The sequence below is a fragment of the Neobacillus sp. DY30 genome, from assembly GCF_030123065.1.
In the GTDB taxonomy this organism is placed as follows: Bacteria; Bacillota; Bacilli; order Bacillales; family Cytobacillaceae; genus Neobacillus.
Genome location: NZ_CP126093.1, coordinates 5,361,952 through 5,375,459 on the forward strand (window position 1 = coordinate 5,361,952; position 13,508 = coordinate 5,375,459).

Consider the following 13,508-nt stretch of genomic DNA (forward strand, 5'->3'; position numbering starts at 1 on the left):
CACATAAATAATGGTAATATTTTTAAAAAGGAGGTTGTCTGTGATATGAAAATGGCTTTCATTTCTGATATCCACGGGAATGCCATCGCACTGGACGCGGTTCTTGCGGATATTGAGAAACAGAGAATGGATAAAATTTATGTGTTAGGTGACATATGTTATCGCGGGCCAGAGCCTAAACGGTCTCTTGACCTCGTTCGCTCTCTACATACAGATGTAATCAAAGGAAATGCCGATGAATGGGTGGTACGCGGTGTTCGGAAAGGTGAAGTGGCAGATAAGGTTCTGGAGTTAATGAACATTGAACGCCAATGGATTGTGGAGCGATTGGAACCATCGGATATTGAATATTTAGACAGCCTGCCAACTACTTTAAATCTTACCGTCGAAGGTGTTCAACTATCAGCATTCCATGCTACCCCAACAAGTTTATTTGATACCATACTTCCGAACGCGGATGACAGCCAAATCGAAACGAGTTTGATGCAAGCGCAGGGTGCAGAGGTTTTCATTTACGCGCATATTCACAGGCCATATATTAGATACATAAATGGCAAAATCATTATGAACATCGGCAGCGTGGGTTTACCGTTCGATGGTCTGACAAAGGCCTCCTATGGCCTAGTTGAAATAGAGGACGGACATATAAAAACATCCATAAGAAGAGTAAACTATGATCTTGAAAGTGTCGTAGCACGCTACCATGAGGTCAACTACCCTAATGCAGAAATGATGAGTAACATTATTCGGACGGCTAAAATCTAAGGAAATTCGCTGCTAACTTAATAGCAGCGTTTTCCTTTAAAGATAAAAAGGAGTTTTAAAAAATGCAATTACATGTAAGGAATATGACGGAGGACTATGCGAAACAAATACTCAATTGGAAATACGAAGCACCCTATGATTTTTATAACAATGAAGAAACCTCTGAATCTCTTAACGAATTACTAGAAAACCCCTATTATGCCGTTTTGAATCAAGACGATAAACTCATCGGCTTCTTTTGTATCGGGATCGCCGCACAAGTTCCATTTGGGGCCACAGTAGGTGCCTATAATGAGGATATGAAGGATATGAAGGATATCGGTATTGGCATGAAACCTGCTATAACTGGTCAGGGGTTTGGAACCCAGTTCTTCAAATTTATCCTTTCATATATACAAGAAACCTATCACCTGGATTCAATCCGATTAACAGTGGCAAAATTTAATCAAAGAGCCATTCATCTTTATACGAAACTTGGGTTTAATAAAAAAGTGGAGTTTAGTAGAGGGACAACTGAATTTATTACGATGGTTAAAATTGATTAATATTCACATGCCGAAGACAATATAGTCTCCGGCTTTATATAAACTTAGCCTGTAAACACTTCTGTTCGGGCGTGAAGAACGTCGCGATTAACTCGACACAAGCCGGTCTGCTAAAATAGTAGCCCTGCATATTATGGCAGCCAATACTGCATAAGAATTGATATTGTTCTAACTCCTCCACTCCCTCTGCCACCACATTCATTCCAAGGTTCCTGCCCATGGCCACTAAGGTTCGACAAACAGACCGCTGATTTTTATTCTCCAAACCTTGAATGAAGGATTTATCTATTTTTATCGTATTAAATGGATATTGTACTAGGTAACTGATGGACGAATAGCCAACGCCAAAATCATCGAGAATAATATCTACCCCATTATCCTGTAATTCTTTTAACGTGTTCAAGGTTTGCTCGACATTGGTCATGGCAGTTCTTTCTGTTATTTCTATTTTTAATAGATTAGCTGATAAATAATAGCGTTCTAACGTGTCCTTGACGGTATCAAGGAAAGATTCGACATTAATCTGCCTCGCTGGCACATTAATAGAAATATAGAATGGCGGCAGGTTCATATCAGCCCATATTTTCCGCTGCCTGCAGGCCGTTTCCAATACCCAATTGCTTAATTTTATAATTAAATCTGACTCTTCGGCAATTTGAATAAATTCTCCAGGTGGTATTGCCCCTAAAACTGGGTGCTGCCAACGAAGAAGAGCCTCTAACCCAATCACTTTTTTTCCGTATACATCAACGATTGGCTGATACACCAGATATAACTCATTCTTTTCAATCGCTTTATGGAGGTATTGTTCGAGCAGCAGTTTCCGGGATAGGCTTTTCGACATCCCCGCTTCATAAGGCTGAATACCTGCCCCGCTCTCCTTCGCAAGATACATCGCTTGGTCTGCCATTTGAATTAATCCTTCTGCGTCGTACCCATGATCCGGGAAAATACTAATTCCGATACTGGCGCTAAGTACAAATTCATTGCCCAGCAATCGTATTGGTTCTGCGATAATCGCATTTATCCTGGCTGCTGCTCCATAAAAGTCCTCTTTTGTGGACATGTTTTTAAGCAAGATGACAAACTCATCCCCGCCTTGGCGCGAGATTGTATCATTACTTCTCAAACTGCCCTTTAACCGTTCCGCAATGACTTGTAAAACCTTGTCCCCCATTTTATGACCGAGAGAATCATTGATATTTTTAAATCGGTCGAGATCCAAGAATATTACCCCGACCCTCATATTCTTTTCCTTAGCTTCTGTAATGGATTTTTGCAGTTCACGATCCAATTTTCGTCTGTTTGGCAAGCCTGTTAACGGATCGTGGAAAGCTAAATACGTTAACTGTTCCTCTGCCTTTTTACGGTTCGCTACATCTACAGCGATTCTATCTATCCTCTTAATACCATTAAAAATTGTATCCCAGTTCACAGGAGTGGAAGGTGGAAAATCAGATGACGTTCGGGTAATATAGCCGCAAATACCAAGAATGTCACCATCAACCTTTACTGGTATAGAAAGAATATATACTTCTATCACATGGCCATTCTGATTTCTAAGCCTCGTTTGTAAACTCAACCTTTCCCCCTGAAGGACCGCATTAAAATGGTTGATTGTCTTATCTATCTCATCATCTTCTAAAATGGAAACAAAATTAAGCTGAGAATCATTATGTTTTTTATAACCTAGTAATTCTTGAACAGCCTCATTTAAAAAAACGATACTGCCTTCCAAATCCATCACATAACAAGGATATGGAGCCTCAGAAAGTAAAGTTTTACAAACTTCAACAAAATAACCCAAACCTGAAACTTTGATCTCATTTCTCAAGAGAAAGCTCCTTTCCACGGATCACTGAGAATCAAACACCTGCTTATAGTGACCATATAACAATCTGGTGGAGATCGCTGTGATTGATATCAACAAACTTAGACATTATTTTTCATGGTGTCACTTTTTGTCTAAACTTTATATTTCTATCGTGGATCAAAAAAACCCTAGTCTCCACCAAAGGACTAGGGTTTCCTTATTTAATACTGCTGATTGTTATGCCATTTCCAGGCATCGGCAATAATCTGTTCCAAATTTCGCTCGGCTTTCCAGCCTAATTCATTGTAAATTTTTTTTGATGAAGCGACCAGCCTAGCCGGATCCCCTGCACGACGATCAGCCATTTCCACATTTGCTTTAACCCCTGTTACTTTCTCACATGTTTCAATGACTTCTTTTACAGAATAGCCAAGACCATTCCCTAAATTATAAATCTCCGCACTTTTCTTTCCACTTAATAATGCATCTAGTGCGAGGATATGTGCGCTGGCTAAATCGGTCACATGAATGTAATCACGAATACATGTACCATCAGCAGTATCATAATCAGATCCAAAAACAGCAACTTTCTCGCGCTGACCTAATAACTGCTGAAGAATAATTGGAATTAAATGTGTTTCTGGATCATGGCTTTCCCCAATTTTAGACGATTCATGTGCCCCAGCGGCATTAAAATAACGAAGAACAACATAATTTAAGCCATAGGCTTTAGAAAAATCAGCTAACATTTGTTCAATCATTAATTTTGAATGGCCATAGGGATTGATCGGTGAAGTAACTGTTTGTTCATCAATGATTTCAACATTTGGGATCCCATATGTAGCTGCAGTTGATGAAAAAATAAAGTTCTTTATATTGTTCTTCATCATTACTTTTAAAAGTGTTAACGTTGCTGCTACATTATTTTCATAGTATTTGAGAGGATCCACTACTGACTCTCCCACCAAGCTGTACGCCGCAAAATGCATCACTGCCTTTATCGGATAACTCGAGAAAATCATTTGTAAATCTTCTTCATTTCCAAGGCTGCCTTGGACAAAAATGGCTCTTGTATCCACTGCCTCACGATGACCCGTAGACAGGTTATCTAACACGATTACCTCTTCTTTTTCCACTAATTCCTTAACAAGATGACTGCCGATATAACCAGCACCGCCAACGACGAGAATCATAGTCATGTCCCCTAACAAAAAATATATTTTCACTATTTATTGTAACAAATTTAAACCCTTTTACGTCCAAAATTTAACTATGGAAAATATTAGGAGTCTTGAAAGGAGTGAAAATTTAGAATATAATTTCTTTTACGTTACTGCTTCTATTATACGAATGTAGTTTTTAGCGGAGGAAAATGGGGTGAGATATTTTGAAGATTGTTAGATTACTTACATACTATCTCCTTGGAATGGTATCTATATTTTGCGTGAGTGTTTTTCCGCAATATTTTTCCACCAGGGGGACTCCAGATTCAACAGGGTATTTTGAACAATTACTTGCCTTTGGCAGGGACTTGTTCAAAGCAGAATCATGGATTTATAAGTTCGAACGTTCGCAAGCTGGCGGTGCTCCCATGATGGAGATTATGGGGCCGGCATTTATCTATTCCATGCAAATATTGTTAGGTGCACTTTTGGCAGGCTTCAGTTTCGCGCTTCTTCTTGCATTAGCATCCGCCTTTTTGCCTAAGCTTTTGCTTAGTCCGATAAAGAAATTACTTGATGTGCTGGAGTCGGTTCCAGATTTGATACTGGCAAGCGTTTTACAAGTATTATCCATTGTTATTTTTAAATCGTTTGGAGTTGATTTGTTTAAGGTTGCCAGTTTTACTGAAAAGGCCTATTTTGCACCTATTGTCACATTGGCAATATTACCGCTTGTTTCCATGTTCAAGATTCTTCTCCTTATGATTGAGGAAGAGTTTTTAAAAGTTTATGTCACCTTTGTAAAAAGCAAAGGGATAGACAAATTGAATATCCTGATCAGACATGTTTTAAAAAATATCATGCCTCTTTCGTTTCATCATATAAAGATTATTATTTGGGGAACACTCTCCAGCCAATTTATTATTGAACGGGTGTTTAATGTCCATGGACTAACATTCTACCTACTGGATAACTTCCAACCGATCACGATTTTTGTAACGCTCGGTCTTATCTTTACACCTTTTTACTTTTTATTCCAATTGGTAGATTTATGGCTTAAAGTGGATCATCCGCTATTTTACGAAAAAAGACGAAGTTCCTGGCGGCACATGTTGCGCGTGGGAAATATTGCGGAGGAGACAAAGAGGTTCTTTGAAAACTTACTTTTTACATTTCAATCTATTAACCCTAAAAAAGTATCACCAATCCGGCCATTTATCAATGTACTTCTCACTTTAGGCAGGCATATGAAAAATTGGAAATTCGCTCTTGGCGCTTTATTTTTCATTGTAACCATCAGTTACAGCATCATTTATTCGGTTACAACCGATAACCACGTTGATCAAGTAAGGCTTTACTACGCAGATGATGGTGCGACACTCATTAGCGCAATGCCGCATGCACCAACAAAGCCTTTTTTCTTTGGCTCAGATAAATTAGGGTTCAGCCTTTTTGACCAATTAGTGATCGGTGCAAAATATACATTGATTTTTGCTATGTTAATCGCCTTATTGCGTGTTCTTGGCGGGCTTTTATTTGGGGTCATTTATGCCTTTCATTTAAGTCCACGCACACAGCAATGGCTTGCTAAGTTAATAGACTCCATTCATTTCCTGCCGTTAAGCTTGGTAGCCTATATCTTATTGGCACCTATTTTAATGCCGGCGTTTACCGGTTTTGGCTATGAATTTACATATACCTTTACCGAACGTATATTACTAGAAATGTTTATCTTAACCATCTTGGTCGTTCCGTTAACAACGGTTTTATTAGGTAGTGAGATAAAGCGAGTTCTTGATTATGAATTTATTGCAAGTGCACGAGTTCTAGGCGGCAGCAGGTTTCATCTTTTCTGGAGGCACATTTTCCCGCATATTGGTGCTCGTTTAACCATTTTATTGGGGACTCAATTTATCCAAGTCTTATTAATCTTTATTCATTTAGGGATATTTAAATTTTTCTTTGGCGGAACCAAACTTAGCTTTGATCCTATGGGGGGCGATCCGCCAATGTCGATAACTCATGAATGGTCAGGATTAATTGGGGAGCTAGGCAGAACGACCATTGCTTCAGGACGTTACTGGTATTTGTGGATTTTAGCTGCCTTCATGCTGGCGATTTTTGCCATGCAGCTGATTATTCAGGGTGTGAAAGAAGTTCAGCAAGTAAAAGTCGGTGTTTTATACAAAGCTCCAAAACCACGTAAACAAAAAGCTAACGTGAAGGCAAACGAGGTTCCTTCCTATCAACTAACGAAGGATAGTTTTAAACCAGTTGATCCTGAATTTTATCAGTCTCCTGAGCCAGATAGTAATCGTAAAACAGAAATAGACGTTAAACCAACATTTAAAGGGAGAATTGAGCGGTTAATGTAAAAAAGACCTCCCGTTACGGAAAGGTTTAGCTTCTGTAACGGAAGGTCTTTTTTAGGGACATAATAATCTGACCGGATGATTGTTACCATAATTTTGTGGTTCCCAGTTTACCGGCAGAATCAACCTCGGATTGTTACCGTAATCCTGCCGTTTCCAATTTACGGGCACAATTCATCCTGAATTGTTACCGTAATTTTGCTGTTCCCATATTACAGGCACAATTCACCTTGGATTGTTACCATAATTCTGCTATTCCCAGAATACTGGCACAATCACCAGTGGACTGGCACCCCTTTTTTCCGGAGAATCCCTGTTTTTATGCAGCATTACTGATCAACCTAAATTCCTAATCATCTGATACGTCTCAATCGCAAATTGTTTGAAAGGAGTATCTGGTAGGGGTTCAAAATTCTCTACGGCAATTTGTGCTGCTTGAAGAGCTTCTAACCTTTCTCCAAGTTCCCGGTGGCACAAAGCTTTATAAGAATAGCGGACATAATAAAGCGCCAAATCAAACGGATGATGAGTTGTAGTAGATGTCTCTACTTTATCAAAATAGGCAATAGCTTCCGAAAAGCGTCCTAGTCCGTATAGAGCTTTTCCTTTTTCTATTTGATACAAGTCCTCTACTACTTCCTCCATTTTAGGGTCGGATAAAAATGGATCGATGATTTCAAGTGCCTCAGTATACTCCTGTTTCACTGTATTTAGAGACATAACGATGAGTAAATCATGAATGAGGATAGAGAGTAAATCATCCGCAAACTCCCCGTATTGTTTTAGCTTTCGCAAATACAACTCTAGCTTTTCTTCATCCTTAAACATGAGTGCTTGGCCTGCACCAAGTCTATATAAATCATTAATCCGATAAAATATTCTCTGTTCTTTTGAAAACTGAATAGCCTTTTCCATCACAGCACTCGCTGCCTCATTATCACCAATCGCAAAATGTAAAATGGCTTCATTATAATCAAAATCCATACGTGTCATCGGATCCATGGATACATGCGTCAATTGAATTACTTCCCGTTCACTTAGCAAAATATCCAAAGACCTTGAATACTCGTGTTGGATAAATTTCACCATAGCACGAAAAATTGCAATTTGTGCACGGTTTGCTGTTAAATTGATTTCGTCGTAGATAATCGCAGCCCGATTAGCATACTCCTCCCAGCCAGGTAACTTTTCTTTGGAAAGACTGCGGGAATAGATATCCAGTAATCGTGCAGATTCATAGCCTTGTGTGAGTTTTTCTAAGTAAGGTTCAATCAGTGTTAATATTTCCTTGTATTGTTCGTCGGATTTTTGATTATATAATTTTTCAGCTTTTTCAAGAATGGCCCTTAACTCTTGTGTGCTAATTTCACCTAGTAATTCCGTTACATCTACCCCTAGACCTTCAGCAATGTATGCCAAGCTTTCCATAGAAGGCTTCGCTTTATTGTTCTCGATTAAGCTGAGCATACCTTTGGTAAGCCCTTGACCAGCAAGTGCTTCAAGCGTTAACTTTTTCTGTTTTCTTATCTTTCGTATTCGATCTCCTAACATATTAGGACACCCCCTTAGAAAGTTTCTTTGTTTAATTATATTAAACTTACCCTTAATTTGAAAGCTGTAAACGTTTTGTTTAATTTAATTAAACTTTCACTTGATTTGGTAAAAACTTCATGCTATGATTTGTTTAATTAAATTAAACTTTATAAGTGAAAGAGGAGATATTAATGAATAACAGTCTAATGTTGAAAAAAGCCACGTATCATCTTTGGACCTTCACCATAAGCAAACTAATTTCGTCCTTCGGTTCACAGGTATATTCATTTGCGATTAGTTTTTATATTTTGCAAGCCACGGGATCCGCGAAAAGTTTTGCATTGAACTTAATTTGCAATGTTTTGCCTCGTACCCTCGCAGCACCATTTGCAGGTTACATCATCGATAAATATCCACGAAAAAGGATCGCCATTATCTCACAAATAGCGACCACCTTGGCCATCGGGGGATTATTGTTCGTCAGTGTTACTTCAGGATTATCGCTTACCGCCATTTATATTACTACCTGCCTGCTATCTCTTACATCCATGTTCTCCAGTGTAGCTTTTACTTCCTCAATAACAGGACTTGTGGACGAAGCCAGAATTCAAAAAGCAATGTCATTAAACCAAATGTCTATATCCTTTGCGGCGATTGCTTCTCCAGCAGTTGGAGGACTATTATATGGAGTGATTTCCATGCCGCTATTTCTTATTCTCTATCTGGCTGCCTCAACTGTTGCCATTGTTCTCGAAGCCACGATGAATTTCACTTTGTTTTCCGGCCCAAAGGAAAACAACATGAAAAAAACACAGGAAACCATGTGGCAAGGAATGAAGGCGGGGGTCTCCTATTTAAAATTGCAGCCATTATTGATGACCATTATCTGGATTGCCCTTTTAGTAAACTTCCTTTTCAGTGCCTATCAGGTTGGCTACTCCTTCATTCTAATTGAAAAATTAAAAATGCTTTCTCACCATTTTGGTCTTACTGAAGGTGCCTTTGCGGTGGGAATGCTGCTGTTATCGATTTATCTCTCCATCCGGAGAGAGATAAGATTTCCGTTGCTGGTATCAAAAGGGGGAATTATTATCATGGGGATAATTATGGGGGGCGCGACCTTACCTTTACTTTTCTCCCTGCCTTATAACGTCATGTTTGGCTACTACATCATTCTTCAACTTGGTTTAGGAGCATGCATTGTATTCGTCAATACACCAACCCAAGTAATGATGCAAAAACAAATTGCCGACGAATTTAAGGGTCGTGTTTTTTCCCTCGTTGAAACAGTTGCGATGGCTTTAATGCCATTAGGAATGGTACTGTATGGATTTCTTTACGATGTATTCCCTGCACAATGGGTACTGCTTCTTTCATCTGGAATATTCTTAGGTGTAGTCCTTACCCTTTTAAGACCAGCCGTCATTCGGAAGGTACACCCGGAACTTGCGGCGGAGGAAAATCGTGTGAAGAATAAAGCGGAAGCATTTTAAAGAAGTTAAAAATATTTGAGGCTGGATTCAGTTGAATCCCACCTCACTTGTGTTAATCATCCAAGGGGTACTTTGTTTGGTAAAAAGAAGATAGTCTTTTAAGATGAAGAAAGAGAGCGGATTTCCCGCTCTCTTTTGTTTCTACGTTATAATTTTTGAGGTACGGAAGCACTTTCTCTTATAATTAATTTCGTATTAATTGTGATTTTTTTGCTAACTTCCCTTTTGGAGGAAAGCCGTTCTATGAGTAAATCTACAGCCGTTTCCCCCATGATTTCCGTGTACAGTTTTACCGTTGTAAGAGGAGGGACCATATATTTTGCTGTAGCTACATCATTAAAACCAACAATACTTAGTTCCTCGGGTATTTTAACCCCAAGTTCATAGGCAGCTTTATAGCACCCGACTGCAATCGTATCATTCGCAACAAAAACAGCGGTTGGTTTAGGTTCGGATTGTAACATTTCTCTTAAATTTGTATAACCATCCTTTGGATCATATCCGCCGATTCTCACCAATTCCTCTTTGAAGATATTTCTATCCTTCAAATAATTTTCAAAAACATCCTGCCTTAAATCTTTAAATCGATTTCCATACATATCCGTTTCTACTCCGCCGATAAAGCCAATATTCTCATGACCAAGTTCAGTTAAATAGTTAAGAGCATTTCTAGTAGCAGAGTTAAAGTCGATTACAACCGAATCAAAATAATATTCGTCCGGGTTAGAATCAACAAAGACACAAGGTTTATTAAAACCTTTAATTTTTTCAATATCCTTGCTTTTAAAGGTTCCCAGGCATAAGATTCCATCAATTTTATTGAGATTGGCTTGATTTCCTTCCTTATCAATTCGAAAAAAGTCGATGCTCTTACTTTTTAACTTTTTTTCCAAAGCAACCCTTATCGACAAGTAATAAGTATCTAATAATTCTTCCTCTAGTGAAAAAGAATCGTATAACCCTATTTTCCATTTGCTTTTTTGCTTCTTCTTTGGAGCTACCACATAGGCTAACTCCTCAGCCGCTTCAAAGATTCGCTTTCTAGTTTCCGGTGAAACATTTAATGTTTCATCATAATTTAATACTCTTGAAACGGTAGTGATTGAAACATTAGCTAAATTGGCAATATCTTTTATTGTGGCCATTATTTCTCCCTACCTACTTGTTATTTAAGTGATTTCTTTTAGTTTGTTCTTTTTTAAAAAAGGCAACTTTGTTTCTGATATGATGATGGCAACAAGAATGAGGATAGCACCAAGCACCATTTTTATCGTCATCGCTTCATCTAAGATTGCAACAGAAAATACCATACCCCAGAATGATTCTGTACAAAGAATAATTGCAGCTTTTGTTTCTGTTATCATCTTTTGAGCAACGGTTTGTAATAAATACGCAATCGTTGTTGAAAAGACACCGAGATATAGAAGTGAAAAAACGCCTTCCTTTTGGACAGAAAAAGAGGTTTCTCCCTTGAAAAGAACAACCATGATACCAATAACTGCAGCAGTCATCATTTGGATAAGCGTTAATAAGACAGGATCCGAATCTTTTACATATTTTGCTGTATAGAAAATATGAAATGCAAATCCAAAAGCACAGCCGAGTGTCAGCAAATCTCCAATATTAACCCCGCCGGAAAACTTAAGCGACAATACACCTACACCAATCATCGCTAAAATAGCGCCCGTTAGTTCATATATATCAATTTTTCTCTTATAGATAACAAATGCGATAAACGGAACAATTACGACATTCACAGCCGTTAAGAAGGCATTCTTAGATGGTGTCGTATATTGAAGTCCTACGGTTTGCAGTGCAAAGGCCAAATATAAAAAGATACCAATGATAGCACCTTGAATCATAGTAGCTTTATTAATATTTTTCAGTCGTTTATAAAAAATAACACTTAAAATGACAGCCCCAATCAAGAATCGTATTGCCAAAATTTGATAGGGTGTAAAATGTTCCAAGGCGATTGCACTGGCAACAAATCCACTCCCCCATATAATCGCAGTAATCGTAAGGGCTAGTTCCCCCATATATTTTTGCATTTAATCCCCCCTAAGATGATCTTGTAATAACAATAGAAATACGCTTGAAGTCCAAGTGAAGGATGTATCGACCAGCCCTTTTCCGGTGAGTGGATCAAAGTTTTCAGCCATCCCGCCAATAAGAGTAAGATCAAGAAATTTATCCCTTAGACGATTGGCCGCCTGATCATATCCATTATTTTTCAAAGAATGTATAAAGAGATACGTAACGGGAGCCCAAATCGGTCCGAGCCAATAGCCATTTTCTTTATATAACCTGCTCGTGATACTCTCTGTAGCTAATCCATATTGGGTCTCAAAGTTCGCTTCAAGGTCAAGTACTAAACGATCCATGATCTCTTTATCCAAACGATAGCCGATAATAACTGGCAGCCTGAGGATTAAACTAGAACGGATCGTGACTTTGTCAGCTTTTTTGCCAACACGCCCAAAAAAGCCGTCTTCATCATACAGTCTTTCCAATAAAAGGGTGAACAGTGAATCTGCTTTATCTTTAAATCTTTCTGCCTCTTCCTTTTCACCCAAAGTTTCCGCGAAAGAGGAAAGAATATCATAGGTTCGAATCAAAAAGCTGGCAAGGTCCGGTGCTTCCACAGGCATTCCCTTATGAAATAATGATGCATTATCCCAGCCGGAATCATTTCCATGCTTATAGTGTGGGAGTCTTTCCGGATAAGTCCGATACGTATCAAAATAGCTCATTACTTTTTTAGTCGACTCATAAACCGCTCTTAACCGCTGTTCATCTTTAAAGTAATGATTTCTCTCCATTAATTGTTCATAGACATAAGCAAAAATCGGCGGCTTAATACAATTATAGGAGATGAATTTATCATTGACAAAATCAGGATAAGCGCCTGATTGGTCTTGTGTCTCCATAAATATCTGTAATTGAGCATAGGCAAGTTCAGGATAATGTTCGCCTAAATTTAATGCGTTAAAGCAATTATCCCATGACCAAATATTATACATCCACAACTTCGACATGTACATCGCATAATCCTTCAGTACGGCGTCTGGATGAACGACGCTTGACCATGTAATATAGGAGGCCCTTTCCACCGAAGGGAGATAGTGTGTTTGGTCATATCCCTTTTTCATCTTGTTAAACCATTCCTGATAAAGCCCATCAACCTGAGCTCTTCCTTCGATAAAAGGAAGGTAATCCTTTTTTTGATAAACGGTTCGATAACTTTCGATGACGAAATGACCATTTGTTAATCGCATATCGATAAAATCGTTTCCAATGATATTCCAAGGGGCGTCAACAGACATCACACCATTCAGGTTCAGAATCATTAATTTTAGTTCCTTCGGATAGATGTGGTACTCGTACATCCCATCTTCCAATTCCATTAACGAATCATATTTTCCCTTTGTTGCTCGCAGTCTGAGTTCTACATCCTGTACTTCAATATGTAGTTCATCTTCTTCAGGCAGAATGATTTCTGCAACACATTTAGAAGTCTCTTTTAGATAGAAGGATAAGGAGATTTCCGTAGCTCGAACTTCGTATTCTTTTTCAACTCCATCTAAAACGATATCAACTTGAAAAAGTTTGGAGGGTGCATCATCACCGCCATGAACATCTCTTATATAAACATTTCCGGAATCCTTTTCCTGAGAGACGCAAAAATAGGACCCAAACCTGGAAAATGGTATTTCGGTAATATCTAAATTCATCCCATTTCACCTCAATTTGATTATAATCAGCTATAATTCCAATAAGCAGGGTTTCCCCTGCTTTTTGGAATGGCTCGTTTTAACAACAAC

10 protein-coding genes are annotated in these 13,508 nt (G+C 38.5%); 4 read left to right on the plus strand and 6 right to left on the minus strand.

Going from position 1 to position 13,508, the window contains the following annotated elements:
- Positions 1-45: 45 nt before the first annotated feature.
- Positions 46-765 carry a metallophosphoesterase family protein gene (locus QNH29_RS26520; RefSeq protein ID WP_283862252.1) on the plus strand — a complete coding sequence of 240 codons (720 nt, stop codon included), beginning with the start codon at positions 46-48 and terminating at the stop codon, positions 763-765.
- Between the two features lie 62 nt (positions 766-827).
- Positions 828-1,310, plus strand: coding sequence for a GNAT family N-acetyltransferase (locus QNH29_RS26525; RefSeq protein ID WP_283862253.1), 483 nt, complete (start codon positions 828-830; stop codon positions 1,308-1,310).
- A gap of 34 nt (positions 1,311-1,344) precedes the next feature.
- Here QNH29_RS26525 and QNH29_RS26530 read toward each other — a convergent pair whose 3' ends face one another.
- Both QNH29_RS26530 and galE read right to left on the minus strand, forming a co-directional pair.
- On the minus strand, positions 1,345-3,144 hold the full coding sequence (locus QNH29_RS26530; RefSeq protein ID WP_283862254.1) for a sensor domain-containing protein: 1,800 nt from the start codon (positions 3,142-3,144) through the stop codon (positions 1,345-1,347).
- Between the two features lie 200 nt (positions 3,145-3,344).
- On the minus strand, positions 3,345-4,316 hold the full coding sequence (galE, locus tag QNH29_RS26535; RefSeq protein WP_283862255.1) for a UDP-glucose 4-epimerase GalE: 972 nt from the start codon (positions 4,314-4,316) through the stop codon (positions 3,345-3,347).
- 194 nt (positions 4,317-4,510) lie between these two features.
- Here galE and QNH29_RS26540 point away from each other — a divergent pair, with 194 nt between their 5' ends.
- Positions 4,511-6,661, plus strand: a complete 2,151-nt coding sequence (locus QNH29_RS26540) for an ABC transporter permease subunit (protein WP_283862256.1) — start codon at positions 4,511-4,513, stop codon at positions 6,659-6,661.
- A gap of 333 nt (positions 6,662-6,994) precedes the next feature.
- Here QNH29_RS26540 and QNH29_RS26545 read toward each other — a convergent pair whose 3' ends face one another.
- A complete protein-coding gene (locus QNH29_RS26545) occupies positions 6,995-8,209 on the minus strand; it encodes a helix-turn-helix transcriptional regulator (RefSeq protein ID WP_283862257.1) in 1,215 nt (404 codons plus the stop codon).
- 173 nt (positions 8,210-8,382) lie between these two features.
- Here QNH29_RS26545 and QNH29_RS26550 point away from each other — a divergent pair, with 173 nt between their 5' ends.
- A complete protein-coding gene (locus QNH29_RS26550) occupies positions 8,383-9,684 on the plus strand; it encodes an MFS transporter (protein WP_283862258.1) in 1,302 nt (433 codons plus the stop codon).
- A 146-nt stretch (positions 9,685-9,830) separates the two neighbouring features.
- On the opposite strand, the gene QNH29_RS26555 is transcribed toward QNH29_RS26550, so the two are convergent.
- The 3 genes from QNH29_RS26555 to QNH29_RS26565 are packed head-to-tail and all read right to left on the minus strand — an operon-like array spanning position 9,831 to position 13,418.
- On the minus strand, positions 9,831-10,829 hold the full coding sequence (locus tag QNH29_RS26555; RefSeq protein ID WP_283862259.1) for a LacI family DNA-binding transcriptional regulator: 999 nt from the start codon (positions 10,827-10,829) through the stop codon (positions 9,831-9,833).
- Positions 10,830-10,853: 24 nt separating this feature from the next.
- Positions 10,854-11,735: a DMT family transporter gene (locus QNH29_RS26560; protein ID WP_283862260.1), complete on the minus strand. Its 882-nt coding sequence runs from the start codon at positions 11,733-11,735 to the stop codon at positions 10,854-10,856.
- On the minus strand, positions 11,736-13,418 hold the full coding sequence (locus QNH29_RS26565) for an amylo-alpha-1,6-glucosidase (RefSeq protein ID WP_283862261.1): 1,683 nt from the start codon (positions 13,416-13,418) through the stop codon (positions 11,736-11,738).
- Positions 13,419-13,508 lie beyond the last annotated feature (90 nt).

What these genes read in the sequence shown, in the direction of transcription:
- QNH29_RS26520 (WP_283862252.1), top strand. Translation starts at nt 46, where the DNA reads ATGAAAATGGCTTTCATTTCTGATATCCACGGGAATGCCATCGCACTG.
- QNH29_RS26525 (WP_283862253.1), top strand. Translation starts at nt 828, where the DNA reads ATGCAATTACATGTAAGGAATATGACGGAGGACTATGCGAAACAAATA.
- galE (WP_283862255.1), bottom strand. Translation starts at nt 4,316, where the DNA reads ATGATTCTCGTCGTTGGCGGTGCTGGTTATATCGGCAGTCATCTTGTT.
- QNH29_RS26555 (WP_283862259.1), bottom strand. Translation starts at nt 10,829, where the DNA reads ATGGCCACAATAAAAGATATTGCCAATTTAGCTAATGTTTCAATCACT.
- QNH29_RS26565 (WP_283862261.1), bottom strand. Translation starts at nt 13,418, where the DNA reads ATGAATTTAGATATTACCGAAATACCATTTTCCAGGTTTGGGTCCTAT.
- QNH29_RS26550 (WP_283862258.1), top strand. Translation starts at nt 8,383, where the DNA reads ATGAATAACAGTCTAATGTTGAAAAAAGCCACGTATCATCTTTGGACC.
- QNH29_RS26560 (WP_283862260.1), bottom strand. Translation starts at nt 11,735, where the DNA reads ATGCAAAAATATATGGGGGAACTAGCCCTTACGATTACTGCGATTATA.
- QNH29_RS26545 (WP_283862257.1), bottom strand. Translation starts at nt 8,209, where the DNA reads ATGTTAGGAGATCGAATACGAAAGATAAGAAAACAGAAAAAGTTAACG.